Origin of the sequence: Streptomyces sp. SP18BB07, assembly GCF_036322545.1 — a bacterium.
GTDB classification, from domain to species: Bacteria; Actinomycetota; Actinomycetes; order Streptomycetales; family Streptomycetaceae; genus Streptomyces; species Streptomyces deccanensis.
This window is the reverse complement of record NZ_JAQYWT010000340.1, coordinates 130,496-156,401: the sequence shown is the minus strand read 5'-3', so window position 1 is coordinate 156,401 and position 25,906 is coordinate 130,496. Positions and strand designations below refer to the sequence as shown.

Here is a 25,906-nt window from a genome sequence, read left to right as displayed (position 1 = left end):
GGTGGATGTGGCGGGGTCAGCGGACCGTCTCCAGGACCTCCGACGCGCCGAGGGCCTCGGCGATCGAGTTGAGGGCGTCGTCGGCGTCGAGAGCGCGCAGCTCCTTCTCGCCCACCCCCAGGTCGTCGAGGATCTCGGTGTCGCCGACCGGGCTGTGCGGCACGGCCTCGGCGCCCGTGTCGTCGTCATCGTCGTCCGGCTCACCGTCCTCCGTGCCGTCCAGGTCGAGGGAGTCCAGGTCGGGGTCGTCGTCGCCGGGCTCCCTTCCGAGCAGTTCGTCGGTGAGCAGGATCTCGCCGTAGCTGCTGCGGGCAGCGGCGGCGGCGTCCGAGACGTAGATACGAGGGTCTTCCTCGCCATCGATGCGGACGACGCCGAACCACGCGTCCTCCTGCTCGATGAGCACCAGCACCGTGTCGTCGTCGGGCGAGGCTTCACGGGCCAGGTCGGCCAGATCCGACAGGGTTTCCACATCGTCGAGCTCTGTGTCGCTCGCTTCCCACCCGTCTTCGGTGCGCGCGAGCAGTGCGGCGAAGTACACCGTGACTCTCCCACTGGTCATAGGTGTGCCGGTCGGGGGTCCCCCCGGCGGAGGTTGCGGGTGGGGAGGCTTGCGGTCCGAGCCCCACCCACTCGGAATCGTGGCAGAAACAGAGCGCACAGGGGACGTCTTCGGCTCCCTGTGTCCGGCTCTTTTGATCGCCGGTGGGTCCGCCGTTCACCTGCGCACCTGTTGCCGCCACCAGCGGATCGTACGCGGAGTTCCTGGCCGCATATGCACGGCCACCCCGTGAACGCCCACACATACCCCACGAACCCGACACATGGGTTCCAGCGGGTGGGTCCGGGTGGGTCAACGGGGTGGCCGGAGACGACGGCGGGGAGCCGACGAGGGAGGGGTGGGGCATGAGGGGGCGGCGTACGAGGGCCGACTGGCCGTATTGGAGCGGCGGCGGCGCCTGCTGGAGGCGGATGTGCTCGCCAGGACCGCGCGGTTGGGGCAGGGCGGCTGGGCGGCGGTGCTGGACGCGATGCGGCCGGGGGTGCGGTGGCTCGGCGAGAACCGGCTCCAGCATCAATCTGCACGAGTACGGAGCCGACGTACGGGGCGTCGTACCGAGGGGGCGACGGCGGGATGGGTCAATTCCTCGCAGCCTCGCAGCCTCGCAGCCTCGCAGCCTCGCAGCCTCGCAGCCTCGCAGCCTCGCAGCTTCGCAGCCTCGCAGCCTCGCAGCCTCGCAGCCTCGCAGCCTCGCAGCTTCGCAGCTTCGCAGCCTCGCAGCCTCGCAGCCCGGCCCCTGGTATGCCCGGCGCCCCCGGCTTACCAGCGAGCCCGGCTCCTTGGCGCTCCGGCCTCCCGGCCCCCAAGGTCCCTGGCGCCCCGGCCGCCCGGTGCCTCGCCGCGCTCTCCAGTGCCCCGCCTTCCCGGCGCCCCGGCCTCCCCACGCTTCCCGGCTTCCCGGCCTCCCCACGCTTCGCGGCTTCCCGGCCTCCCAGCGACCCCGGCTTCCCGGCGTCCCGGCCTCCCCACGCTTCGCGGCTTCCCGGCCTCCCAGCGCCCCGGCTCCCTGGCGCCCCGGCCTCCCAGCGACCCCGGCTCCCCGGCGTCCCGGCTTTCCAGCGACCCCGGCTTCCCGGCGCCCCGGCCCCCCACCCTCAGTTCCCGAAAACCCCGCGGCCCAGGTCCCCCAGGGCCTGGTCCCACCCAAGATTCACCAGCGGAACGTGCGCATGCGCATGGCGTGGCGGAGGCGGGCGGCCTTGGCTCGGCGGGGCTGGACGCGGTCGCGCAGCTCGCGTGCCTCCGTCAGCTCCCGCAGGAACTGCGCCCGCCGTCGCCGACGCGCCGCATCGCTCTCCGATCCGGTCCCGCGCGTTTCCTCGACCGTTCCCGCCACCTCATCAACCTCCTGAGTCGCACGGTTCGCCGCTTGCTCGGGCCGGCCCCTGGTCCTCGCGGTCCCGCCCGCCGTTCGTACTGGCTTGTAGGTCATGTGCCCCCTCTCGGCCGTCGGATGCTGATCGGCGGCGGTTCCGGAGTGGGCGAACGTCAGGCCTCGGCCCGTTCAGGCGCCGCTCTGTTCATCCCACTTTCCCTCCGATGGGGGGTTTGATGCCATCGGGAGGGGCGGACCGTGCGGGGGCGCTCGCGGGTGGCGCCCCGGTTACTGTTGTGGACATGCGTCTCCATGTCGTCGACCACCCCCTGGTCGCTCACAAGCTCACCACGCTGCGCGACCAGCGCACCGACTCCCCGACCTTCCGTCGTCTCGCCGACGAACTGGTCACCCTGCTCGCCTACGAGGCCACGCGGGACGTGCGCACCGAGCTCGTCGACATCACGACGCCGGTCGCCTCGACCACGGGCGTCAAGCTCTCCCACCCGCGCCCGCTCGTCGTGCCGATCCTGCGGGCCGGCCTCGGCATGCTCGACGGCATGGTCCGGCTGCTGCCGACCGCCGAGGTGGGCTTCCTGGGCATGATCCGCAACGAGGAGACACTCGAGGCCTCCACGTACGCCACCCGCATGCCGGAGGACCTCTCCGGGCGTCAGGTGTACGTCCTCGACCCGATGCTCGCGACCGGCGGCACCCTCGTCGCCGCGATCCGTGAGCTGATCGCCCGTGGCGCGGACGACGTGACCGCCGTGGTGCTCCTCGCCGCTCCCGAGGGCGTCGAGGTCATGGAGCGCGAGCTGGCGGGCGCCCCGGTGACGGTCGTGACCGCCGCGGTCGACGAGCGCCTCAACGAGCACGGCTACATCGTGCCGGGCCTGGGGGACGCGGGCGACCGGCTCTACGGCGCCGCAGAGTAGCCGGGGGTCAGGGGCTCCTAAGGGGTCAGCAGGTCTTCGTCGTGGTGGGCGTCGGCTTGGGACTGGTCAGGTCGGCCAGTGCCTTGTCGGCGTCCTTCTGCTTGCTGAGGGCCTTGAAGGCGGTACCGATGATCAGGTCCACCTCAATGGCCTTCGTACGGCCGTCGGTCTTCAGCTGAGCCCCGGTGAGCTGGGTGTTGAGGACCGGCAGCGCCGTGCCCTCGGCGGCCTTCGCGCCGAGCAGTATCGCGGCGCCCTTGACCTTCTTGTCGTACTCCTTGGTCGCGTTGCCCACGTTCCCGATGCGGAAGCCGCGCTTCTTCAGCTCGTCGGCGGTGTCCTTGGCGAGGCCCGCGCGGGGCGTGGCGTTGAGGACGTTGACGGTGATCTTGCCGGGTGCGGGGAAGCCCTTCGCCGGCGTACCGGCCTTGCCGGCCGAGCCGCTCGCCTTCGGGGACGGGCTCACCCGGGTCCCGCAGTCCGCCTTGGGGCCGGCCGCGGCGGCCTGGTCCCCGTCGCCGGTGAAGACGTCGATGAGCTGCAGGGTTCCCCAGCCGATGAGGCCGAGGGCGGTCGCGGACGCGACGACCGCGAGGACGAGCCTGCGACGCCTCTTGGGTCGGCGCAGCCTCGGGTACTTGTCCCCCGTGATCCGGTACTGGCCGCCCATGCCGGGAGGGGTCAGCATGCTCATGGGCGCAGCGTAGTGCCGTTGGACGGCGATGCCTACTAGATGATCATTCACCGCGCTGCGGTCCAACCCGAAAGGGCCAACCGGCGACCGGCCGGGCGCGGGTGGGAACCGCCCGCGGTGAGGGGCTAGTCCAGTTCGAGGACGCGGGCGTGCAGTACCTGGCGCTGTTGGAGGGCGGCGCGGACCGCGCGGTGGAGGCCGTCCTCCAGGTACAGATCGCCCTGCCACTTCACCACGTGCGCGAAGAGGTCGCCGTAGAAGGTGGAGTCCTCGGCGAGGAGGGTCTCCAGGTCCAGCTGGCCCTTGGTCGTCACGAGCTGATCGAGGCGGACCGGGCGCGGCGCGACGTCCGCCCACTGCCGGGTGCTTTCCCGGCCGTGGTCGGGGTACGGCCGGCCGTTTCCGATGCGCTTGAAGATCACACGGAAAGCCTACCGGTCGAGACGTTCCGGGCGCAGCCATGGCGACGGAGTGCGACCCCGGAAAAGGCGCCGTGAAGCGGGGCAAACAGGTCATTCTGTGGGGGTCTGGTGGCGGTCGTGGGTGCTCGGTGGGGCTTTTTCGGGGGCGCGCGGAGGTCGCCGCGAGGTGTCGCCGGGGATTGTCCGGGCTCCGTGGCTCGACCCCTCCTCGGCTTCCACGAGCCTTCGCCGGGATGACGTCCGAACTTCGGCCGAGCTTCCGGCGTGCTTCGCGCCGCACTTTCGAGCGGCTCCTGCGTTCGGCACCCGTTCGGCACCCGCGGGCGGCAGGGGTGAACGCCCTGAAGCTGGTGGGGTCCAGGGCGCTTCACCAGAGGTGAGTCGGTTCGGTCGGGGCGGGTGGATCAGCTGTGGTTCGGGTCTTGACGTGGCTGATCGTCCGCGTCCGGGGTGCGGGAGTGTTCGGAATTGCGTTCGGATTCTGACTTGGGGGCGCTGCGTAGGGCCTCTGCCTGGAGGAGCGCGCGAAGGACCGTGTACGGGTCTGCGGGCATGGGGGTGTCTCCTGTCCTGTGCTGGGGGTGGTCAATGGCTGTGGGTGAGCTGGGGCTCTCTCAGCAGCGCAGGACCACGGAGCGCAGGGCGTGCAGGGCGTACGGGGGCCGGGGCCAGGGTGGGGCCGGGAGGAACCGGTGGCCGTGCGGGGGCGCCGGCGAGGGGCGCGGGGACGCGACCGGCGCGGAGCGCGGTGGGCTGACCGGGCGCGGGGCGAGGCGGGTCGGGGGGCGGGGGGCGTTCTCGAGGAGGTCGTACTCGGTCGCTGGGAATTCGCTCGAGAGCGTGGGCGGGAACGCGGCGGCGGCGTGGGTGGCGGCGTGGGCGGTGGGGACGAGGAGCGCGACGGTCAGTGCGAGCACCCGCAGCCAGGTTCTGCGCCGGGCGTACCGCCTCGCTCGGACACGAGGGGTGTCCGTGGGGCGGGAGCGGGCGATGGGGGGCACGGCGGATGTTTTCCCGATGCGGGGGCGTGCGCATCGGGTGGGGCGCGAGATCCGCCCGGTCGGCGTACGACTCGCCCGGGTGCCTCCCAGGCGTTCGGCGTACGACTTGCCCGGCGCGCGCCCCAGGCGTTCGGCGTTACCTGCCGGCGGCCTTCGCGGCTTTGGCCGCTGCCTTCATCTCCTGTTTGTGGGCGCGGACCTTGGCCAGGGAGTCGGGTCCCTTGATGTCGGCGACGGAGCGGAAGGAGTCGGGGTCGCCGTAGGAGCCGGCCGCCTCGCGCCAGCCGGTGGGGTGGACGCCGAGTTGCTTGCCGAGGAGGGCCAGGAAGATCTGGGCCTTCTGGCGGCCGAAGCCGGGGAGGGATTCGAGGCGGGAGAGGAGTTCCTTGCCGGTCGTCACGTCCTGCCACACCGCGCTCGCGTCACCGTCGTAGTGCTCGACGAGGTACTGGCACAGCTGCTGGATCCGCTTCGCCATGGAGCCCGGGTAGCGGTGGACCGCCGGCTTGGTGGAGAGCAGCGCGGCGAAGGACTCGGGATCGGTCGCCGCGATCTCGTGGGCGTCCAGGTCGGTCGCGCCGAGGCGTTGGGCGATGGTCCAGGGGCCCTTGAACGCCCACTCCATCGGTACTTGCTGGTCCAGCAGCATGCCGACCAGTGCGGCGAGGGGGCTGCGGCCGAGGAGTTCGTCCGCCTCTGGGTCCTGGGCGAGGTGAAGGGTGACGTTCATGCCCCGATGATCACCCTTCGGCCGCCGGGCCGCAGCCCGGCCCCGGGGGTGAAGGGGAGGCGGAGGTGATGGGCGCGGCGCGGGCGTCGTTACGGGCGCCAGTAGCCCAGGGCGTGCATGCGGTGCTTCGGGAGGTTCAGCTCCTTACGGAAGTACGCCGCCAGGGATCGGGTCGTCGCCGTGTCGCAGGCGATCCAGACGTAGGGGTCGGGGGTGTGGGCGAGGAGCGCGGGGGCGTCGGCCTTCACCTGGGTGATCAGGTGGGCGCCGGCGTCCTGGCGGGCGATCGGGCGGAAGTCGTGGTGGGCGGGGTCGAGGCGGAGGGGAAGGCCGCCCGCGCCGGGGACGGGGGTGGGGATGGGGACTGCGGCTCGGTCCCGGACGTCGCCGGACGGGTCTTGCGCACCGGTGGGGACAGGAGACGCGGTGCCGTGTCCGGCGGCCTCCACCGCCGACGTGGCTTCGTCCACCACGACATCGCTCCTCATGGCTACCGGCGTGGCTGCCGGCGGCCCCGCGTCCGACCGTGACGCCACCACGGCCCCCGATGCCTGCAGCTCAGGCGCCGTCCGCGTCGCCCCCGCCGCCTCCGTCGGTGTCTCGAACCAGATCGTCGCCGGGGTCGAGGGGAGGGCCGTGAGGAGGGAGTTGATGGCGGGGAGGGAGGCCGGGTCGCCGATGGCGAGGATGTGGGAGGGGGTCGGGTCGGGGTCGGTGAAGGCGGTGCCCTGGACCGTGGCCTCGATGGTGTCGCCCGGCTGCGCGGTGCGAGCCCAGTCGCTGGCGTGACCGTCGTGCAGGGCGAACTCCAGGCTGAAGGTACCGGCGGCCGGGTCGGGGTCGACCAGTGTGTACGCCCGCTGGTGCGGTTTGCCGGCGGCCTCGAACCAGAGGCGGACCCACATCGTCGGGTGGACGCCCGTCACCGCGAGCATGCCGCCGTCGGTGAGGTGGATCCGGCGGTAGTGCTCGGTGACTTGTTCCGCACCGGTCACCGTGAAGACAAAGTCCTTCCCCCGGAGCAGTTTGAGGACCGCCCCCTCCCAACCGTGCCCCTGGCCCATGGCTTCTGCACCCTTCACGTACGCTTTGATCACAGATTGCTTAGGTGAGGCTAACCTAAACCACAGGCGGGATACAGAGATGCGGGACATCAGCGGTGCGCAGGGACATGCTCGGGGGAACGATTCGAGCCACACGGGCCATGGGATCTTCCGTGACGCCTGGGGCATTCCGCATCTGCGCGCCGCCGACGCCCGCGCCCTCGCCCACGCCCAGGGCCGGGTGACCGCCCTCGACCGGGCCTGGCAGCTGGAGGTCGAACGCCACCGCGTCCAGGGCACCTCGGCGGCCTTCCTCGGCGTGGACTCCCTCGGCTGGGACCGGTTCGCGAGACGGGCTCGTCTGGAGGACACGGCCCGAAGATGCTTTGCCCGGCTGGAGAGCACGGACCCGGAGAGCGCCGACTGGGTCCGCGCGTACGTGGAGGGCGTGAACGACGGGCTCGTCGAGGGCGGTCGGCGCGCCCCCGAATTCGCTCGTGTCGGGCTCGCGCCCGGGCGCTGGGAGGCCTGGCACCCGCTCGGGGTCTGGCTCGCCACGCACATCCTGTTCGCCGGGTTCCCCGCCAAGCTCTGGCGCGAGGAGGCCGTACGGCATCTCGGCGCGGATGCGATCGGGCTCTTCGCCACCGATGGGCCCGCCACGTCCGGCAGCAACGGGTGGCTCGTCGACGGGTCCCGGACGACCACCGGGCAGGCCGTCATCGCCGGTGATCCGCACCGGTTCATCGAGGAGCCCGGGGTCTATCAGCAGATCCACCTCTCCTGCCCCGAGTTCGACGTCGTCGGCCTCGCGGTCCCGGGTGTGCCGGGCATCGCCCACTTCGGCCACACCGGCGAGGTGGCCTGGGCCATCACCAACGCCATGGCCGACTACCAGGACCTGTACCGGGAGCGGCTGCGGTACGCGGACAGGGATGGGGATGGGGATGGTGGCGGTGGTGTCGTCGAGGCGCTCGATCCCGATGGGGTGTGGCGGGCCGTGCACAGGCATGTGGAGGTCATCGAGGTCGCGGGCGGGGAGCCCGTCGAGGTGGAGGTGATCGAGACCGCTCGGGGGCCGGTCGTCATCGGGGGCCTGGACACCGCCGCCCCGGCCGACGCCGCCGACCGGACCGGCGCCGTCGATCCCGTCGGTCCTCTCAGCCTGCGGTATCCGCCCCGGGTCACCGAGGACCTCGGGATCGGGGCGCTGCTGCCGCTCCTCCGGGCCCGTGAAGTCGCCGATGTGGACCGGGCGTTCGACCGGTGGGCCGAGCCGGTGAACGTCGTACAGGCCGCGGACACGCGGGGTGGGGTGCTGCACCGGGTGGCGGGCCGGGTTCCGGTGCGGAGCCGGGACAACCGGACCCGGGTCGTCGCGGCCTGGGAGCCGGGGCACGAGTGGGAGGGGTGGCACGAGACGCCGTACGGCACGTTCGAGGACGGTGTCGCGGTGATGGCCAACCAGCGTGGCCCGGCGACCCTGTTGGGCGTCGAGTTCGCCCCGCCGCACCGGGCGGAACGGATCCGCGCGATGCTGGACGAGAAGCGGGTGTGGTCCCCCGCGGACATGCCCACGATCCACATGGACACCCATCTGGCCTCCGCCGGGCCCCTGTTGGAGATCGTGGCCGCCGTAGCCCTCGCCGACGCCCCCGTGGGTCACTCGGTCGACCGTGAGAGCAGCCACCCGGCCGGCGGCACCGGTGGTGTGGCGGGGGCGGGCCTCACCCCGGCCGCGGTCGCGCTGGGTGAGCGGCTGCTGCGTTGGGATCGGCGGATGGCGGTCGACAGCGTCGTCGCGGCGGAGTACGCGGCGGTGCGAGGGGCCGTCGTACGGCGGCTGGCCGCGGAGCCCGCCTTCGCGGCGCTCGCGGTGCCGCCGGCGTACCCCGAGGTCTTTCGCCCGTGGCTGTCGCTCACCGTACGGATCGGATTCGCGCTCGAACATCTGCTCAGGGCCGAGGAGTTGTACGGGATCGACCGCGTCGCTCTCGTGCGGGAGGCACTGGAGGAGGTCGCCGGTCGTGACATCGGGCGCTGGGGCGACAGCCACAAGCTCGTGCCGTGGCGCGCGCTCCCGGACGACGGCACGGACGAGCGTCCCGACGACGGCACTGACGGCACCGACGGTCGCCCGCGTGTCGTCCCCGAGCCGGGGCTCGCCGGGGACCACGACTGTGTGCTCTGCACCTCCGCGGTCCCCGGCATCACCGACCTCAGCGCTCGTGGGCCCGCCGCCCGGTACGTCTGGGACCTGGCCCGGCGCGAGGACAGCCTCTGGGTGGTGCCGTTCGGGGCGTCCGGCGTCGGCGGCTCGGCCCACCACCGCGATCAACTCCCCCTCTGGCTCAGGGGGGACCTCGTACCGGTCGTCACCGACTGGGACCGGTTCACCGAGGACGAGCACACCGACCACAGCACCGAGGAGATGCGCCATGACCACTGACACTCAGGTGACGCGGGAGCCCGGTGTGCCGTACGCCGACCGTGCGGCCGTACATGAGCAGGTGGTGGACGGGTTCGGGACCATGCGGATCCTGCCGCTGGACGCCGGGGCCGATGCCGCGGTGGTGCACGGCTGGGTGCGGGAACCGAGGGCCGCGTTCTGGGGCATGAACGGGCTCACGGAGGAGCAGGTGCGGGAGGTCTACGCGGGCATGGACGCCTTCGACACGCACCACGCCTACCTCGCGGTGCACGACGGCGAGCCCGTCGGGCTGCTGCAGACGTACGAGCCGGAGGCCGACCGGGTCGGCGAGTGCTACGACGTCGAGCCCGGGGACATCGGCGTCCATGTGCTGCTGGCGCCCGCCGGGGACGGGGGAGCGCGGCCGGGGTGGTCGTCCATGGTGCTGGCGGCCTTCACGGCGTACGTGCTCGTCGGGCTGGACCGGCGGCGGGTCGTCGTCGATCCGGACGAGCGGAACGAGAAGGCGATCGCGCGGTTCACCCGACAGGGGTTCGAGTCCGGGCCGGTCGTCGTCCTGCCGGAGATCGATCTGCCGGAGGTGTATCTGCCCGAGAAGCGGGCCCGGTTGGCGTTCCTGCGGCGGGAGGCCGTATTCGGTCAGTAGTTCGGGTGAGGGGCGTAGCCTCGGGCGGATGACTCCCGAAGACCTCATAGCGCACTACGAGTTGGAGCCCATACCGCGCGAAGGCGGACGTTTCCGTCAGACGTGGGCCGGGCCCGAGCGGGGCGACGGGCGGCCCGAGGGGACCGCGATCGTCGCCCTGCTCACCACCGAACCCGGCGACTACTCCGCCCTGCACCGGCTGCCCGGCGACGAGATCTGGCACTTCCACCTCGGCGATCCGCTCCGGATGCTGCTGCTCGCCCCGGACGGGTCCTCGCGGATCGTCGTCCTCGGGCCGGACGTGCTCGGCGGACAGCACGTGCAGTACGTCGTGCCTGCCGGGACCTGGATGGGGGCGCGAGTTCTGGGCGGTCGTGCGGGCGGTGCGGGCGAGGCCAGCGGTGGTGGTGGCGGAGGCTGGACCTTGTTCGGGTGCACGATGGCGCCGGGGTTCACCTTCGAGGGGTACGAGCACGGGGACGCCGCGGAGCTGGCGCGGCTGTACCCGGACCGGGCTACGGAGATAGGGGAGCTGGGGCGGGCGTAGGGGCGGGGGGCCGGGAGCCCGGCGGGACGGGGCCAGGGGTGGAGGGACAGGGGTGGAGGGACAGGGGCGGATCGCGTTGAACGCGGCGTTCGTGGTGTGCGTACCTGTTCGAGGAGTCCGAGAGCCGGCGACCGTGGATCCGGAGCACTACGTGGACCTAGGCAGGTACAGCGACCCAGTCGACGACAGGACCAGGAGCTGGGACGAAGGCGGAGTTCGAACCCGGGACCGGGTGGAGAGGCGAGACCGGGACAGAGGCGCGCGGACACGCGCCGGAACCGGCGGGCCGGGGCGAGGGGTTCAGCGCCTGGTGCTGCTGGGTGCCGTGCTGGTCCTGTTCCTCCTCGGCGGGGCGGCTACCGCGTCCGCGCACGCCGCTCTCAAGGGAAGCGATCCCGTCGACGGGAGCGTCCTCGACGCCGCTCCCCGGGAAGTCACCCTCCGCTTCACCGAGTCGGTAAGCCTGCTGGAGGACTCCATCCGCGTCGTCGACCCGGAGAACCGGGCGGTCGACACGGGCAAGCCGGGGCGCGCGGGCGACCGGGCCGACACGGCTCGGGTCACCCTCCCCACCGGCCTCGACGACGGCACGTACACGATCGCCTGGCGGGTGATCTCGGCCGACAGCCACCCCATCTCGGGTGCTCTGATCTTCTCCATCGGCGAGCCCTCCGCGACCGCCGCGGTCCTCCCGGACGACCTCGCCGAGGACCCCCTCACCGCCTCCCTCTACGACATCACCCGCTACTTCGCGTACGGCGCCCTCGCCCTGCTCATCGGCGTGACCTTCTTCCTGGCGGTCGTGCTCGGCGGGCCCAGCGAGGTGCTGCGCAAGCTGCTGCTGGCCGGCTGGCTGGCCCTGCTGCTCGCCTCGGCGGCCCTGCTGCTGCTCCGGGGACCGTACGAGCGGGGCAGCGGGATCGGGGCCGCCCTCGACCTCTCCGTCCTGGGCGACACGCTGGTCAGCCGGCCGGGTCTCGCGCTGCTGGCCCGGCTGGGGCTGCTCGCGCTGGCCGCCGTCCTCCTCGTGCGCGTACGCCGCCAGGGGGAGCGGCAGGAGTGGGAGAAGGGCACGCTCGTCTGCGGGGCGCTGCTCTCCGTCGGGCTCGCCGGGACCTGGGCGGCCGCCGAGCACGCCTCCGCCGGTATCCAGGTGCCGGTCGCGATGACCTCGTCCGTGCTGCATCTGCTCGCCATGGCCGTCTGGTTGGGCGGGTTGACTGCGCTGCTGACCGTTCTGTACCGGGCGCCGAGGACCCTGACGGCCTCCGTGGTCGACCGGTTCTCGCGGCTCGCGTTCGCGTCGGTGGTCGTCCTCGTCGTCACCGGCGTCTACCAGTCCTGGCGCGGCCTCGGCTCCTGGTCCGCCTTCACCTCCACGGCGTACGGGGAGGTCCTCGTCGCCAAGCTGGTCGCGGTGCTGATGCTTCTGGTGGCTGCGGCGTTCTCGCGGCGCTGGACGGGACGGCTGGGGGCGGCCGGGCGGGCCGGGGGCGAGGCCGGGGCTGTGGCCGGTGAGCCGACCGCCGAGTCGCGTGGGTCGGTGGGGGCGGCCGTACCGGCGACGGTGACCGTCTCGGCGGCCGTGGCGTCGCCGGTGCGGGTGCCCGAGCGAGTGGGCGCCGCCGAGGCCGACGCATCCTCCGCATCCTCCGCCTCCTCAAGCTCTTCCGGTGCCGCCGATTCCTCCGGCGTCCCAAGCTCCTCCGACGCCCCCGACTCCTCCGGGCCCACCGATGGCTCCGGGCCCACCGACGCCTCCGCCTCACCGGATGACGAGGACGACGCCCCCGGCGACATGCCGCGGCAAGCGCTGCGGCGGTCCGTGCTCGCGGAGTTCACCGTCGCGGTCGTCGTGTTGGTGATCACCACCGTGTTGACGGGGACCCTGCCCGGCCGGGCGGCGGCGGAGATCGCCGAGGAGAGCGCGGGCCAGGCGGCGGGCGGGGTCACGGCCTCCTCGTCGGTGCTCCCGTTCGACGTCGGTACCCCGAACGGTCACGGCAAGGTCCAGATCGACCTCGGCCCGGGCCGGGTGGGCAAGAACTCCGTGCAGGCCGTGGTCTTCGGCCCCGACGACGGCATCGCCACCGTCCCGGAGCTGCGCCTCACGTTCACCCTGAAGGCCCAGAAGATCGGCCCGATCGACGCGAAGCTCACCGACCGCGGCGGCTACTGGGCCACCGACACCCTCCAACTCCCCCTGCCCGGCAAGTGGACGATGAAGCTCACGGTCCGCACGACGGAGATCGACCAGGTCACGGTGGAGAAGTCGGTACGGGTGAGCTAGGCCGTTTCCGGGCGGGGTCACGTCGTGTCGAGTACCCGGCGCATCGTCTCCGCCGCCCTCACGGCCGCGTCGGCGCAGCAGTTGTTGAAGAGGACGTGCAGCTCGTCGACCTGGGCGGCGGCCTTCCGCAACCGGGGAGCCCACGCGGCGAGTTCGGGCTCGGAGTACGCGTACCGGAAGCGGTCCTCCTTGCTGCCGGTGCCCCAGGCGGGGCTGCGGCCGTGGAACCGTACGACGGCGAGCTCGGGGGAGGTGACGGGGGCGAGGGGCGGCAGGGAGGACTCCAGGCCCTGGGCCATGTCGACCCCCACGGCCACGAAGCCGAGCCGGGACAGTAACGCCGCCGTACGGTCGGCCTGTTCGCCCCGCCACCACGCCGGGTGCCGGAACTCGACCGAGACGGGCCAGCCGGCCGTACGCTCCGCGCACTCCTCCAGCGTCCTCTCCGGCGAGTGCCCCTCCGGTCCCTCCGTCCGCCGTCCCGGCGCGAACCACGGTGGGAACTGGAACAGGACCGCTCCCAGCCGACCCGCCGTCCGCAACGGCTCGATGGCGTGGGCGAACCGCTCCCAGACCCGGTCCAGTACGGCGGCGGGGGCCCCGCGGCGCAGGTCGGACCCGAGGGATTCCCGGAGGTCAGGGGGGAGGGACGCCGGGCGGGTCGGGTGGCCGGTGAGGAGGGAGAACGCCTTGACGTCGAAGCGGAATTCGGGGGGCGTCCGCTCGGCCCACAGGAGGCTGTTGCGGCGGCTGGGCAGGGCGTAGTAGCCGGAGTCCACCTCGACGACCGGGAACTGGTCGGCGTAGTAACGGAGTCGGGGCCCGGGGTCGCGCTGGCCGCGCGGGTACCAGCCGCTGGCCAGCAGCGCGCGGTCCGTCCAGGAGCAGGTTCCGACGAGTACATCACCCATGGGGTGCCGGTTACCCGAAATCGAGTCCTGCCCACGCGATGGCCGGGGTCCTGCCCACGCGATGGCCGGGGTCCTGCCCACGCGCCGGCCGGGTCCAGCCGCCGCCCGCGCCCCCGCCGCGGGCTACTCGCTCCGGTCGTGCAGCGGCGCGCCGCAGAGGGACTTGGACGGGGTGCCGTCCACGCCGACCGGTGGGTCACCGGCGACCATGACCCGGTGCATGATGCGCGGGAAGTCCAGGTGGCCGGTGTCGTTGGGGGCGAGGTGGACGGTCGCGCGGTTGTCCCAGAGGGCCACCGACCCCGGCTCCCAACGGAAGCGGACCGTGTACTCGGGGCGCGTGATCTGCTCGACGAACATCTCCAGGAGGAGCCGACTCTCCGCCCTGGTCACGTCGACGATGTTCTCGACGTAGTACGGGTTGACGTACAGGACCCGTTCGCCGGTCTCGGGGTGGACGCGGACGACCGGGTGGACGGACGCGACCTGGTGGTCCTGGAGGTGGCGCAGGTAGGGGTCGGGGCCGGAACGGGCGAGGTACCCGACGCCGAGACGGTGCTCGGCGCGCAGCCCGTCGGCGAACCGGCGCACCGGCTCGGACAGGCCCGCGTAGGCGGTCGCGAGGTTCGCCCAGGTGGTGTCGCCGCCGTACGGGGGCACCCGTTCGGCGCGCAGCAGGGTCAGGGCGGGCGGGTCGATGCGCGCGGTGTGGTCGGCGTGCCAGCCCCGGAGGGTGGAGTGGCGGCGGCGCTCCAGCCACTCGGCCTGGTCCATGCCGTGCTTGCGGCCCAGTTCCTGACGGTCGGCCGTCGTCTCGATCTCCGGGTACCCGGTGGGGGAGACCGAGCCCCGCGACCGTAGCCGGATCGGCTCCCCGAAGCGGCGCGCGAACGCGATCTGCCCGGCGTGGTCCAGCCGCTGCCCCCGGAAGAACACGACTTTCCAGCGGAGCAGCGCCGCCCGGATGCCGGCAACCGTCTCGTCGTCGAGCGGGGCGGCGAGGTCGACGCCGTGGATGTCGGCGCCGATGTACCCGGAGGCCGGGCGTACGTCCAGGCCACCGCCCGCGGGCCCCGTCGAGGACCTGTTCGTGTCGATGCTCACGTGGCCCGGTCTTCCCACGGCACCGCCCGCGCATGCGGCCCGGTCGGGACGTGTCCTGATCTGCCTCTCCGCCATCGGAGTTCGCCCGGTGTCGTGGCCCCCTCCGCCTCTCCCCGAGCTGCGAAACTGCCAACGCACTGTACGCGGCAGGAAGTTGACGTCATGACCGACAAGCTCACCGTGAGTGTCCTGGGTACCGGCATCATGGGGGCCGCGATGGCCCGCAACCTCGTCCGTGCCGGTCACGCCGTACGGGTGTGGAACCGCACCCGCGCGAAGGCCGAGCCGCTCGCCGCCGACGGCGCGCAGGTCGCCGGCAGCCCGGCGGAGGCCGTGCGGGGTGCCGATGTGGTGCTCACCGTGCTCTACGACGGGGCCGCGGCCCGGGACGTGATGCGGGAGGCGGGGCCCGCGCTGAGCCCCGGCACGGCCTGGGTCCAGTCCACCACCGCCGGGCCGGAGGCCGTCGCCGAACTGGCCGCGCTGGCCGACGAGCACGGACTGGTCTTCTACGACGCCCCGGTCCTCGGCACACGGCAGCCCGCGGAGGCGGGGCAGTTGACGGTGCTGGCGGCGGGGCCGGTCGAGGGGCGGGGGACGGTGACACCCGTCTTCGGCGCCGTCGGCGCCCGTACGGTGTGGACCGGTGAGGACGGCGCGGCGGGCACCGCGACCCGGCTCAAGCTGGTGGCCAACAGCTGGGTGCTGGCCGCCACCAATGCGGCCGGGGAGGTCCTGGCCCTGTCCAAGGCCCTCGACGTCGACCCGCGGTCCTTCTTCGAGATCATCGAGGGTGGCCCGCTCGACATGGGCTATCTGCGCGCCAAGTCCGCGCTCATCCTCGACGGCCGGCTCTCCCCGGCCTCCTTCGCCGTCTCCACCGCCGCCAAGGACGCCCGCCTGATCGTCGAGGCCGGGCAGCGGTACGGGGTACGGCTCGACCTGGCCGCCGCCGGCGCCGACCGCCTCACCCGCGCCGCCGCCCAGGGCCACGCAGACGAGGACATGGCGGCCGCGTACTTCGCGAGCTTCGCGGAGGGCGGGAGCGAGGGGGCGGGCGAGGGAGAGCGATAGGGATAAGGAGAGGGGACGGGCGGATTCGCAGGCGGGCGTGGGCGAGGGAGGCGTGGGCGAGGGAGCGGGTACGGGCGGATTCGCAGGTGCGTGTGGGTGACGTGGGCGCTCCCGGCGGCGGTCACCCGGCCGCCCCTCAGGCCCGATCGGCCGCGTTCTCCTCGTCCAGCGCTTCGTGCGCTCGCGCCGCCTGACTGCTCTCAGCCGTCCCGGGCGACGCTCCCGCCGAAGTCACCGACGAAGCGCCTCCCCCACCCGAGCCGGCCGGCGCGGGCCCGCGCAACCGGTGGGTCGTCCACATCGCCACCGGCTCCGTCCACCGGGCGGTCAGCGGGCCGACGATCACCAGGATGAGGACGTACGCCGTGGCCAGCGGGCCGAGGGACGGTTCGATACCGGCGGTGACGGCGAGCCCGGCGATGACGATGGAGAACTCGCCGCGTGCGACGAGCGTGCCGCCCGCCCGCCAGCGCCCCTTGGCGGAGATACCGGCCCGGCGCGCGGCCCAGTACCCGGTGGCGACCTTCGTCAGCGCGGTGACGACGGCGAGGGCGAGCGCGGGCAGCAGCACCGGCGGAATGCTGGCGGGGTCGGTGTGCAGCCCGAAGAAGACGAAGAACACGGCGGCGAACAGGTCCCGGAGCGGCGCCAGCAGACTGTGCGCCCCCTCGGCGACCTCACCCGACAGCGCGATGCCCACCAGGAACGCGCCCACCGCCGCCGACACCTGCAACTGCTGCGCGAGCCCGGCGACGACGAGCGTCACCCCCAGCACGACGAGCAGCAGCTTCTCTGGATCGTCGCTGGAGACGAAGCGCGAGATGTGCCGCCCGTAGCGCACGGCCACCACCAGCACGAGCCCGGCGGTACCGAGCGCGACCGCCAGGGTGACGCTGCCCGCCGCGAGGCCGGCCCCGGCCAGGAGCGCGGTGAGGATCGGCAGGTAGACGGCCATGGAGAGGTCTTCGAGGACCAGGATGCTGAGGATGACGGGGGTTTCGCGGTTGCCGAGCCGGCCGAGGTCGCCGAGGACCTTGGCGATGACGCCGGAGGAGGAGATCCAGGTGACGCCGGCGAGGACGACGGCGGCGACGGGTCCCCAGCCGAGGAGGAGGGCCATGGCGGCGCCGGGCAGGGCGTTGAGGGCGGCGTCGACGAGTCCGGCGGGGTACTGGGTCTTGAGGTTGGAGACGAGGTCGCTGGCCGTGTATTCCAGGCCGAGCATGAGCAGCAGCAGGATCACGCCGATCTCGGCGCCGATCGCGACGAACTCCTCGCTCGTGCCGAGGGGCAGCAACCCGCCCTCCCCGAAGGCGAGTCCGGCCAGCAGGTACAGCGGTATCGGGGACAGTCGGAAGCGCCCGGCGAACCGCCCCAGCAACCCCAGCCCGAGGATGATCGCCCCGAACTCCACCAGGAAGACGGCGGACGAGTGCGTGGCGGCCGACTCGGCGACATACCGGGCGGCGTGCGAGAGGGACGGCTCGGCGAGGTGCCCGACGGAGTGCCCGGCGGCCTCCCCGCCCCCCTGGGCCGCGGCCTGAGCGGAGACGTGCACGATCGCTCACTCCCGCCCGAGTATCGCGGCGGCGGTGTCCACACCCTCCCGGGTCCCGATCACGATGAGCGTGTCACCGCCGGCCAGCCGGAAGTCCGGCGTCGGCGACGGGATCGCCTCGGCGCGCCGCAGCACGGCCACGATCGACGCGCCCGTCTCCGTCCGCATCCGGGTGTCGCCCAGGACCCGCCCGTTCCAGTGCGACGTCGAGGCCAGCTCGATCCGCTCCGCGACGAGCCCCAACTCCGTGGTGGACAGCAGGTTCGGGCTGTGGTGGTCCGGCGCCAGCGCGTCGACGAGGGCGGTCGCCTCACCCGACGTGAGCCGTACCGACAGCGCGCACGCGTCCGGATCGTCCTGCCGGTACGCGCTCAACGTCCGCGCGCCGTCCCGATGAGCGACCACCGAGATCCGCCGCTGCTCCCTGGTCGTGAGGTCGTAGCGGACACCGATCCCCGGCAACGGCGTACTGCTGAGGCGCGGAGCACCCACGGCTGGCCCCCTGTCTGATTCGGCTATGTCATCGGACAACCGTCGGTGCCACCCTAACGAGACCCGGAAAACCGGCCTCCGGACGCCAGGTCGGCCCCCCGATGGAACAATCCCCCTTCAACCCCGGGACCCGGCACACCCACCCGGCACCGAGGGCTGACCGAAAGGAACCACCACCATGACCCCCACGGGTGTCCCCACACCCCGCACAGCGGGCACCCCGACGGCACACGGAATACCTCGGCCTTCCGGGGCGGCGCGCCCTGTCCCGCGAGGCCCCCACACCCATGGAGCGTGCCCGTGATCCAGTGGGTGTCTCTGGGGAGCGGCCCGCGCCCCGTCCCCCAACCCGTGGCCACCCCTTTGGTGTGGGCGACGGCCTTCGGGGGCGCGATGGCGCTGGTGGCCGTCCTGAACGCACTGGTGGGCACGGACCGCCCCGGCCTCGCCCTGGCGGCCCTCTCCCTGCTCTCCGCACTCCTCGGCGTCTACGCCCGCTTCATCGCGGCCCCCGGCACGGCCGCCCTGTGCTGGCTGTTCCTCAACGGCTTCGCCATCCCACCCGCAGGCGTCCTGACCTGGGCCAACCCCCGCGACACCTTCTGGCTGACCTGCCTCCTCACCGCCGCCCTTACCGGCACCGCCCTGGCCCGCCTCCGCCAGGCCCGCGCCGCCTACCGCCGCCTCACCACGGCCCACCCCCCACCCACGCCCGAACCACCGGACTGGCCGCGCCCCCACTGACACCGGCCACGACGGCCCCCACGCCCACCCCTCCTCGTACCCTGACCCCGTGCCCTCGCCGTCGCCGTCGTCCTCCCGTCCGCATCGCGTCGCGGTCCTGGTGCTCGAGGGCGCGAAGCCGCTCGACGTCGGCATCCCGGCCCAGGTGTTCACGACGCGCGCGAGCATGCCGTACGAGGTGCGGGTGTGCGGGGCGACCCCCGGCCTCGTGACCGGCGGCGACGGCCTGTCGTACTACGTCGCCGACGGCCTCGACGCGCTCACGTGGGCCGACATCGTCTTCATCCCCGGCTACCGGTTCCCGGACCGCGACGACCCGCCGCGGGCCGTCGTCGACGCGCTGGTCGAGGCCCACGCCCGGGGCACTCGGCTCGCCGCCATCTCGACGGGCGCCTTCGCGCTCGCCGCGACGGGCCTGCTCGACGGCAGACGCGCCACGACGCACTGGCACTACGCGCGGGCGCTCGCCGCGAAGCATCCGCTCGTCCAGGTCGACGAGAACGTGCTGTTCGTCGACGAGGGCAGCGTGCTGACGTCGGCGGGCGCCGCCTCGGGCATCGACCTGTGCCTGCACATCCTGCGCGGTGACCTCGGCGTGGCCGCGTCGAACCACGCGGCCCGGCGCCTGGTGGCGGCCCCCTACCGCAGCGGCGGCCAGGCCCAGTACGTGCCGCGCAGCGTGCCGGAGCCGCTGGGCGAGCGGTTCGCCGCCACCCGCGAATGGGCGCTGCACCGGCTGGGCGAGCCCCTCACCCTCGAAGTTCTCGCCGGGCACGCGGCGGTCTCGCCGCGCACGTTCTCGCGTCGCTTCGTCGAGGACACGGGGTACACGCCGATGCAGTGGGTCATGCGCGCCCGCATCGACGTGGCCCGTGAGCTGCTGGAGCGTTCGCAGCGGAGCGTCGAGCAGATCGCCGCCGACGTCGGTCTGGGCACCGGCGCGAATCTGCGCACGCACTTCCAGCGCATCCTCGGCACCACGCCGAGCGAGTACCGGCGCACCTTCACGCAGGGCGAGTAGCCCGCCGCGCCGTGGCGCGATCCTTTTGAACCGTGGCGATCACGCCGCTGTCCCGGCTACGTGCCGCACGCGACGCTGGTGGCGAATCGAAGGGACGGGACACCACTCATGACTCGCATCGCGATCAACGGATTCGGCCGCATCGGACGCAACGTGCTCCGCGCACTACTCGAACGCGACAGCGGCAACGGCAGCGGCAGCGGTAGCGGCCGGGACAGTGGCATCGATCTCGACATCGTCGCCGTCAACGACCTCACCGAGCCCGCGACCCTCGCCCGGCTGCTCGCCTACGACAGCACGGCCGGCCGTCTCGGGCGCCCGGTGACCGTCGACGGTGACACCCTCGTCGTCGACGGCCGTCGGATCAAGGTGCTGGCCGAGCGCGATCCCGCGCGGCTGCCGTGGGCCGAACTCGGCGTCGACATCGTCCTGGAAGCCACCGGCCGCTTCACCTCGGCGAAGGCCGCCCGGGCCCACCTCGACGCGGGTGCGAGGAAGGTGCTCGTCAGCGCACCGTCGGACGGCGCCGACGTCACCCTCGCGTTCGGGGTCAACACCGACGCGTACGACCCGGACGTCCACACGATCGTCTCGAACGCCTCGTGCACGACCAACGCGCTCGCGCCGCTGGCCGCGGTGCTCGACGAGCTCGCCGGCATCGAGCACGGCTTCATGACGACGGTGCACGCCTACACGCAGGAGCAGAACCTCCAGGACGGCCCGCACCGCGACGCCCGCCGCGCCCGCGCCGCCGCCGTCAACATCGTGCCGACCACGACGGGCGCCGCCAAGGCGATCGGCCTGGTCCTGCCGAACCTGGACGGCAAGCTGTCCGGCGACTCGATCCGCGTTCCCGTCCCGGTCGGCTCGATCGTCGAACTCAACACGACGGTCGCCCGCGACGTGACGCGCGACGAGGTGCTGGCGGCGTACCGCGCGGCGGCGGAGGGCCCGCTCGCGGGCGTCCTCGAATACTCGGACGACCCGCTCGTCTCCGCCGACATCGTGGGCAACCCGGCCTCGTCGATCTTCGACTCGGCCCTCACCCGCGTCGACGGCCGCCACATCAAGGTGGTCGCCTGGTACGACAACGAGTGGGGCTTCTCGAACCGGGTGATCGACACCCTCACCCTCCTGGCCACCTCCTGACCCACGAACACGAAGGGCCCCACCGCCAACGGTGGGGCCCTTCGTCGTGAGCGGCGACGTCTCAGCGCGGGCACTCACGCGACGTGACCGCACGGTCGCGCTTGTAGAACTTGAACACCGGCTGCCCGTTGCGGAGCACGTCGGAGGTGCCGTCGTAGTAGTAGTTGCGGTCCACGATGTCCCGCTGGGTGCCGTAGATGCCCCACTTGTTGTGGCCCTTCTTCTCGGTCCCGTCGTACCAGTTGTACTCGTCGATCCAGAAGTGCGGGTTGACGCGGACCACGCGCTTGATGGGTGCCGCGGTGAGCCACCCGGTCCGGCCGGGCGGGACGTCGATGCTGACGGAGCGGCTCCAGCCGACGGTCTTGGCGTAGGACCACGAGTACGAGAACTCGGCGCCGAGGCCGACCCCGAACATCTTGCTGATGTTGGGGCTGACGCTGAGGCTGCCGTTCACCGTCTTCGTGGTGGTCGTCGTCGTGCTGTAGGCCTGGTCGACCCGCTCGGTGGCGTTGCCGCCCTTCGAGCAGTTGACCACCTCGTCGGAGTACGCGGTCTGCTTCCCCTCGTACGTCCAGGAGGACGACGCCGGGTAGTAGCAGTGGCCCTTGATCTCACGCCAGCCCGGGTTCATGGCGTAGCGGTTTCCCCCCTTGCCGCCGCCGATGTACCGCCACACCGGCGTCTTCCCCACGCTTCCACGGCTTCTGTCGAGCAGCTGCTTGGTGTCGACGTTGTAGTACCAGAGGCTCTGGCCGCTCCGGTTGGAGCCGTTCTGGCACATGTTCGGGAGCAGCCAGTCGTGTACGCCGTTGACGTCCGTCGACGCGCTCGCGGCGGGGGCGGAGGTGAGGGTCAGGCCGCTGATCGCCATACCGAAGGCGGCGCCTGTCAGAAGGCACTTCTTGATGGTGGGCACGATTTCTACGTCCTTGTGCGTTGAGTGCGGGACCACTCGTGTGCGGCCGGGCGGTCGGTAGCCGTGGAACCGGCTAGGAGCAGTTTTTTGGCGGCGCGAGTTGGTGCCCAACCCCGTACAAGGGAGGAATCAACTCCTCCGGGACCCGGTGGCCCGGCCCGGTTCCCCGGGAATCAACGGCCGCACACCTTGCGGTACGGCGCCTCGGGCACGTACGTGCGCCATTGGGCGGGTGTCAGGTCGGCGTCGCCGGAGCGGGCGCAGATCCGGGTGACGGCCCGAGCGGGGTCGATGGTGTGGCTCTGGAGCGGGACATGGACGCCGGCCGCGAGGACGGTCGTGCTGTCGGGGCTGAAGGCGAGGGACACGACGGCGTCGCCGGGGGTGGTCAGCGGGCCGCCGAGGGGCTGTTGGGTGGCGATGTCCCACAGCTGGAGCGTGCCGGCGTCGCCGCCGACGGCCAGGGTGCGGCCGTCGGGACTGAGGGCGAGGGCGCTGACCGCCTCGGCGGTGTCACCGGGCGCGGTGGGGAAGACGTTGCGCAGGGTGCCCACGCGGTGTCTCAGGTCGCCGTCCCACAGGGTGACCCGTCCGGTCAGGTCGCCCGCCACGAGCCGGGAGCCGTCGGGGGCGAAGGCTAGGGCACCGACCTCGCCGCCCTGGACGAGACTGCGGACGACGGGGGCGGCTCCCCGCGAGGACGTGCCGGGGGACAGGCGCACCGAGCGGTCGCCGGTGACGAGGAGCCGCCCGTCGGGCCGGACGGCCAGCCCGGGGTCGGTCACGTCCGGGTATACGGCGGCCCGCCGGTGCCGTGCGGTGTCCCACACCTCGTCGGCCAGTCCGCCGATGCCGGAGGTGCGCGAGGCGTAGAGGGTGTGGCCGCCGGGGCCCAGGGCGAGTGTGACGACCGCTCCGTCGGACTGCGGCGTCGTCAGATCCAGTGTGGTGCGGACGCGGCCGCGCGCCACGTCCCAGAGGACGAACCGCTGGGACGCGACCGGACGGCCGGACGCGGAGACGCCGTAGGCGAGGGTGCCGCCGTCGGGGCTGAAGGCCATCAGAGCCGTGGTGTCCTGCGGGACGATCGGCTGCTCGGGGTCGCTCGAGACGGGCAGGGACAGCGGCGGCGGCGTCCGCGACACGTGCCCGACGGCGCTCTCCCCGCTCGGGCGAGGCCGGGAGTGGGGGAAAGCGTCGCTCAGCTGGAGACGGAAGCCGGTGTCGCCGGTGCGTTCGGCGGTGGCGAGCGTACGGCCGTCGGGGCTGAGTAGCACCGACGCCAGGGGGCGCTCGCGCCATGCGGAGCTGACGGCGCCCGCGAGGTCCAGCGTGTGAACGGTGCCGCCTTCGAGGTAGCGCAGCAGCGGCCGGTCGGGGTCCCAGGCGAGGCCGCCGTAGAGGCGCTCGTTGTACAGAGGGTGGCGGAAGACCGGGGTGGGGTCCTCCGCGGTGGACGGGGCGGGTTCCTCCGTGGTGGACGACGTGAGGCGCCACGCGCTGATCTCGGTGTCGTCGGCGGTCGCCAGGAACGTCCCGTCCGCGCTGAAGGCGAGAGCGTCCACGCCAGGGGCCGGGAGGTCGGCGATCAGGCGCCCGGAGGCGGCGTCCCAGACGCGGACACCGTCGGCGGAGGCCACGGCGAACCGGTCGGCGGCGTCGCCCGGGCCGCCGAACGCCGGCGTCGAGTAGTCGTCGCAGGGAGCGTCCGAGCTCTCCCAGGCGCCGGGCAGGGTGCGGTGGCGGGCGGTGTCCCACACCTGCGGTGCGCGGCCGGTGGGGCAGAGGGCCATCAGACGGCCGTCGGTGCTCGGCGCGACGTTCGCGAGGCCGGTCACCCGGGTCTCGGACAGCGGTGTGCCGTCGGCGGCCGAGTACAGCCGCACCAGGTCGTCGTCCGGACCGCTCACCGCGTAGCTGCGGCCGTCGGGGCCGAAGTCCACGTCGTCGTCGACAGCGAGGGCCGGCCCGGTCCACCGCCCGGCGGAGCTGTCCCACAGCCGCATGCCGTCGTCCCGGACGATCGCGAGCAGCCGCCCGTCGGGGTCGGCTGCTACGAGCATTCCGTCGGGCAGCCGGCCCGATGTGAGCGGGCGGTGCGTGGTCACGTCCCAGGCGCGCCAGGTGTCGCCGTCCGTGCTGAGCAGCGTGCGGCCGGAGCGGGTGAGGAAGCGGGCGGGATCGCTGCCGGGCGTCGGGTCGGTGAAGACATCCGTCTCGGGCTGGGCGAGGGCGCCGAGCAGGGCGCGGCGGGTCTCCGGCGACTCGGCGACGCGCCAGGCGGCGACGCCGAGCAGCTGGGCGGTGCGCGGGTCGGTGGTGCGCAGGGACTCGGCGACCTCCGCGACACGGCGGGCCGCCGCGTCGGTACGACGCCGCTGGTTGTCGTGGTGCTCCGACCAGGCGGCCAGCCCGGCCACCAGGGCCACGGCCAGGACGGCCGAGAGAGTGGCCAGCAGGGCCCGGGACCGCCGCGCGGCGCGGGCGGCGGCGCGGAACTCCGCCTCACGGCCGTCCAGCCCGGCGGTGAGGAAGGCCCGCTCCGTCGAGGTGAGCATGCCGTCGTCGTCCGCGAACAGCTCCTCCGCGCGCGCCAGCCGGGTGCCCCGGTACAGGGCACCGGAGTCGCGGTCGTGCTCCAGCCAGACGCGGGTGGCCTCGGCGAGGCGGCGGTGGTGGCGCAGCCGTTCGCGGGCCTCCTCGATCCAGCCGTGCAGCCGTGGCCAGCAGGTGATCAGCGCCTCGTGGGCGAGCTGGACGCCGTCCTCGTCGGCGGTCAGCAGCCGGGCCCGGGTCAGCCGGTCCACGACCACCGGCACCTCGGACGCGGCCCACTCCGCCATCTCGGCCCGGGTGAGGGGGCGCCGTGTGTCGGGGGTGCCCTGGCCCGGCTCGACCATCCGCAGCAGCAACTGCCGGGCGGTGCGGGCCTGCTCCGGTGACAGCTGCCCGTACACCTCCTCGGCGGTCGCCGCGATCGCGCCGCGCACCCCGCCCGCCGCCTGGTACCCGGCGAGGGTGAGCATCCGGCTCCGGCGGCGCCGCCATGTCTCCAACAGGACGTGCGAGAGCATCGGCAGGCCGCCGGGCTCGTCGAGCACCTCCTCGACGAGCCGCGCGGTCAGCTCCCGCTCGACGAGGAGGCCGACCGCCTGGGCGGGTTTGACGACCGCCTCGCGCAGCTCCTCCGCCTTCATCGGACCGACCAGCAGGGACGCGCGGCTCAGGGCATCCGCCAGCTCCCGGTGCTCGGCGCAGCGGGCGTAGAAGTCGGCGCGTACGGCGATGACCACCCGCACCCGGCTGCCCGGGTCCCGTGCGGCGAGCAGCAGGTCGATGAACCGGGCGCGCTCCTCCCGGTCCCGGCAGAGGGTGAAGACCTCCTCGAACTGGTCCACCACCACCCAGCTCTCCGGCTCGTCCTCGGCCGGGGCGAGCAGCCGGCCGTACGTGGTGGCGGGCCGTGGGCCGGGGGCGAGGATGCGCAGCACCGCTGGTGCCCCCTGCTCCGCGATCCGCTCCCGCAGCCGGGGTATCAGCCCGGCTCGCAGCAGCGAGGACTTGCCGCTGCCGGACGGCCCGAACACGACCGCGAACCGCCGGCCCCACACCAGCTCCCGCAACTCCTCCACCAGCTGGTCCCGGCCGAAGAACAGGTCCCGGTCGTCCGGCTCGAAACGCGACAGCCCCCGGTACGGCGGCGCCGCGTCCCCGGCATCGTCGAGCGCCTCCCCCGCGGCCTCGGCCTCGGCCTGCTTCCAGCGGACCTCCCACTCGCCGGGGTCGCCCCCGCAGGCGCGCACATACCCCTGGACCGCGGCGAGCGACGGCAGCCGTGTCCCGGACGCCGCCTTGGACAACGCCGCCGCCGAGAACCCCGCCGCCCCGGCCATGGTCCGGTACGACGGGCTGCCGGCGGCCCGGCGCAGCTCCCGCAGCTCATGGGCGAGGCGTGGCACGGGGCCGGCCGCGGGATCCAGCGGTCTCTCGGGACGCGCCACGGTTCCCCTCCCTTCCGTCCGGATACCGCAGAGCGGCGAAAGGCATATGAAGGCATGCGTAAGGCATGCGTAAGGCGGCTAAACATATTTTCCAGGGCGCTCCGGAGTCACCGTTTCCCTCCGAGATGTGGCATTGACGACACCCACGCCGAGCACGAGACCGACCGCCCCACGCGGAGGGAGCGGGAAGCCCCAGCCGTGACCCCGGTTGCGGCTAGCCGGGGTCCTGTCCGTGAACGATCCGGACCTCGCCGCCCAGCCGTTCATCAGAACCCCGAGGCCGCCGAGGCCGGACGCCGTCACCGACGAACGCG

22 protein-coding genes are annotated in these 25,906 nt (G+C 73.0%); 9 read left to right on the top strand and 13 right to left on the bottom strand.

Features of this window, described 5'->3' with window-relative positions; genetic code table 11:
• Positions 1-16 precede the first annotated feature (16 nt).
• Together PUR53_RS28840 and PUR53_RS28830 are read right to left on the bottom strand one after the other, a co-directional pair.
• Positions 17-541, bottom strand: coding sequence for a tRNA adenosine deaminase-associated protein (locus PUR53_RS28840; RefSeq protein ID WP_239760420.1), 525 nt, complete (start codon positions 539-541; stop codon positions 17-19).
• A gap of 1,171 nt (positions 542-1,712) precedes the next feature.
• Positions 1,713-1,898: a hypothetical protein gene (locus tag PUR53_RS28830; RefSeq protein WP_329901935.1), complete on the bottom strand. Its 186-nt coding sequence runs from the start codon at positions 1,896-1,898 to the stop codon at positions 1,713-1,715.
• Positions 1,899-2,179: 281 nt separating this feature from the next.
• Here PUR53_RS28830 and upp point away from each other — a divergent pair, with 281 nt between their 5' ends.
• Positions 2,180-2,815 (top strand): uracil phosphoribosyltransferase, encoded by a 636-nt coding sequence (upp, locus tag PUR53_RS28825; RefSeq protein ID WP_239755715.1) that lies wholly within the window; start codon positions 2,180-2,182, stop codon positions 2,813-2,815.
• Between the two features lie 25 nt (positions 2,816-2,840).
• On the opposite strand, the gene PUR53_RS28820 is transcribed toward upp, so the two are convergent.
• From PUR53_RS28820 to PUR53_RS48310, 5 genes are all read right to left on the bottom strand, one after another.
• Positions 2,841-3,485, bottom strand: a complete 645-nt coding sequence (locus PUR53_RS28820) for a LytR C-terminal domain-containing protein (RefSeq protein WP_329910279.1) — start codon at positions 3,483-3,485, stop codon at positions 2,841-2,843.
• A 149-nt stretch (positions 3,486-3,634) separates the two neighbouring features.
• The gene (locus PUR53_RS28815; RefSeq protein WP_003999914.1) at positions 3,635-3,931 is read right to left on the bottom strand and encodes a type II toxin-antitoxin system VapB family antitoxin; all 297 of its coding nucleotides are present in this window, start codon (positions 3,929-3,931) and stop codon (positions 3,635-3,637) included.
• Positions 3,932-4,545: 614 nt separating this feature from the next.
• Positions 4,546-4,932: a hypothetical protein gene (locus PUR53_RS28810; protein WP_329910139.1), complete on the bottom strand. Its 387-nt coding sequence runs from the start codon at positions 4,930-4,932 to the stop codon at positions 4,546-4,548.
• Positions 4,933-5,068: 136 nt separating this feature from the next.
• Positions 5,069-5,662 (bottom strand): HhH-GPD-type base excision DNA repair protein, encoded by a 594-nt coding sequence (locus PUR53_RS28805; RefSeq protein WP_329901937.1) that lies wholly within the window; start codon positions 5,660-5,662, stop codon positions 5,069-5,071.
• Positions 5,663-5,751: 89 nt separating this feature from the next.
• Positions 5,752-6,744, bottom strand: coding sequence for a siderophore-interacting protein (locus PUR53_RS48310; RefSeq protein ID WP_443080371.1), 993 nt, complete (start codon positions 6,742-6,744; stop codon positions 5,752-5,754).
• Positions 6,745-6,805: 61 nt separating this feature from the next.
• On the opposite strand from PUR53_RS48310, the gene PUR53_RS28790 reads away from it, so the two are divergent.
• The 4 genes from PUR53_RS28790 to PUR53_RS28775 all read left to right on the top strand — a co-directional run bounded on the left by PUR53_RS28790 (position 6,806) and on the right by PUR53_RS28775 (position 12,619).
• Entirely contained in the window at positions 6,806-9,154 is a 2,349-nt protein-coding gene (locus PUR53_RS28790; protein ID WP_329910138.1) for a penicillin acylase family protein, read from the top strand.
• Positions 9,144-9,782 (top strand): GNAT family N-acetyltransferase, encoded by a 639-nt coding sequence (locus PUR53_RS28785; RefSeq protein WP_329910137.1) that lies wholly within the window; start codon positions 9,144-9,146, stop codon positions 9,780-9,782. Before PUR53_RS28790 ends, PUR53_RS28785 begins: the two co-directional genes overlap by 11 nt.
• 28 nt (positions 9,783-9,810) lie before the next feature.
• Entirely contained in the window at positions 9,811-10,329 is a 519-nt protein-coding gene (locus tag PUR53_RS28780) for a cupin domain-containing protein (protein WP_329910136.1), read from the top strand.
• Positions 10,330-10,639: 310 nt separating this feature from the next.
• Positions 10,640-12,619: a copper resistance CopC/CopD family protein gene (locus PUR53_RS28775; protein ID WP_329901941.1), complete on the top strand. Its 1,980-nt coding sequence runs from the start codon at positions 10,640-10,642 to the stop codon at positions 12,617-12,619.
• Between the two features lie 17 nt (positions 12,620-12,636).
• On the opposite strand, the gene PUR53_RS28770 is transcribed toward PUR53_RS28775, so the two are convergent.
• Entirely contained in the window at positions 12,637-13,530 is an 894-nt protein-coding gene (locus PUR53_RS28770; RefSeq protein ID WP_329901942.1) for a DUF72 domain-containing protein, read from the bottom strand.
• A 123-nt stretch (positions 13,531-13,653) separates the two neighbouring features.
• Complete coding sequence (locus PUR53_RS28765) at positions 13,654-14,634, bottom strand: TauD/TfdA dioxygenase family protein (protein WP_329901943.1); 981 nt, start codon at positions 14,632-14,634, stop codon at positions 13,654-13,656.
• Between the two features lie 162 nt (positions 14,635-14,796).
• Between PUR53_RS28765 and PUR53_RS28760 the strand changes: the two genes are divergently transcribed.
• Positions 14,797-15,708 (top strand): NAD(P)-dependent oxidoreductase, encoded by a 912-nt coding sequence (locus PUR53_RS28760; protein ID WP_329910135.1) that lies wholly within the window; start codon positions 14,797-14,799, stop codon positions 15,706-15,708.
• Between the two features lie 136 nt (positions 15,709-15,844).
• On the opposite strand, the gene PUR53_RS28755 is transcribed toward PUR53_RS28760, so the two are convergent.
• Both PUR53_RS28755 and PUR53_RS28750 read right to left on the bottom strand, forming a co-directional pair.
• Positions 15,845-17,125, bottom strand: a complete 1,281-nt coding sequence (locus tag PUR53_RS28755; protein ID WP_329910277.1) for a cation:proton antiporter — start codon at positions 17,123-17,125, stop codon at positions 15,845-15,847.
• 147 nt (positions 17,126-17,272) lie between these two features.
• Positions 17,273-17,758 (bottom strand): cation:proton antiporter regulatory subunit, encoded by a 486-nt coding sequence (locus tag PUR53_RS28750; protein ID WP_239755705.1) that lies wholly within the window; start codon positions 17,756-17,758, stop codon positions 17,273-17,275.
• A gap of 300 nt (positions 17,759-18,058) precedes the next feature.
• Between PUR53_RS28750 and PUR53_RS28745 the strand changes: the two genes are divergently transcribed.
• The 3 genes from PUR53_RS28745 (at position 18,059) to gap (ending at position 20,672) form a co-directional block, all read left to right on the top strand.
• A complete protein-coding gene (locus PUR53_RS28745; RefSeq protein WP_329910134.1) occupies positions 18,059-18,502 on the top strand; it encodes a hypothetical protein in 444 nt (147 codons plus the stop codon).
• 49 nt (positions 18,503-18,551) lie between these two features.
• The gene (locus PUR53_RS28740; protein ID WP_329901947.1) at positions 18,552-19,523 is read left to right on the top strand and encodes a GlxA family transcriptional regulator; all 972 of its coding nucleotides are present in this window, start codon (positions 18,552-18,554) and stop codon (positions 19,521-19,523) included.
• Positions 19,524-19,631: 108 nt separating this feature from the next.
• Positions 19,632-20,672: a type I glyceraldehyde-3-phosphate dehydrogenase gene (gene gap, locus PUR53_RS28735; protein ID WP_329910133.1), complete on the top strand. Its 1,041-nt coding sequence runs from the start codon at positions 19,632-19,634 to the stop codon at positions 20,670-20,672.
• Between the two features lie 61 nt (positions 20,673-20,733).
• On the opposite strand, the gene PUR53_RS28730 is transcribed toward gap, so the two are convergent.
• Together PUR53_RS28730 and PUR53_RS28725 are read right to left on the bottom strand one after the other, a co-directional pair.
• Positions 20,734-21,591, bottom strand: coding sequence for a hypothetical protein (locus tag PUR53_RS28730; protein WP_329901949.1), 858 nt, complete (start codon positions 21,589-21,591; stop codon positions 20,734-20,736).
• 173 nt (positions 21,592-21,764) lie between these two features.
• Positions 21,765-25,592, bottom strand: a complete 3,828-nt coding sequence (locus PUR53_RS28725; protein ID WP_329910132.1) for an nSTAND1 domain-containing NTPase — start codon at positions 25,590-25,592, stop codon at positions 21,765-21,767.
• Positions 25,593-25,906 lie beyond the last annotated feature (314 nt).

What these genes read in the sequence shown, in the direction of transcription:
- upp (WP_239755715.1), top strand. Translation starts at nt 2,180, where the DNA reads ATGCGTCTCCATGTCGTCGACCACCCCCTGGTCGCTCACAAGCTCACC.
- PUR53_RS28820 (WP_329910279.1), bottom strand. Translation starts at nt 3,485, where the DNA reads ATGGGCGGCCAGTACCGGATCACGGGGGACAAGTACCCGAGGCTGCGC.
- PUR53_RS28805 (WP_329901937.1), bottom strand. Translation starts at nt 5,662, where the DNA reads ATGAACGTCACCCTTCACCTCGCCCAGGACCCAGAGGCGGACGAACTC.
- PUR53_RS28790 (WP_329910138.1), top strand. Translation starts at nt 6,806, where the DNA reads ATGCGGGACATCAGCGGTGCGCAGGGACATGCTCGGGGGAACGATTCG.
- PUR53_RS28785 (WP_329910137.1), top strand. Translation starts at nt 9,144, where the DNA reads ATGACCACTGACACTCAGGTGACGCGGGAGCCCGGTGTGCCGTACGCC.
- PUR53_RS28780 (WP_329910136.1), top strand. Translation starts at nt 9,811, where the DNA reads ATGACTCCCGAAGACCTCATAGCGCACTACGAGTTGGAGCCCATACCG.
- PUR53_RS28770 (WP_329901942.1), bottom strand. Translation starts at nt 13,530, where the DNA reads ATGGGTGATGTACTCGTCGGAACCTGCTCCTGGACGGACCGCGCGCTG.
- PUR53_RS28760 (WP_329910135.1), top strand. Translation starts at nt 14,797, where the DNA reads ATGACCGACAAGCTCACCGTGAGTGTCCTGGGTACCGGCATCATGGGG.
- gap (WP_329910133.1), top strand. Translation starts at nt 19,632, where the DNA reads ATGACTCGCATCGCGATCAACGGATTCGGCCGCATCGGACGCAACGTG.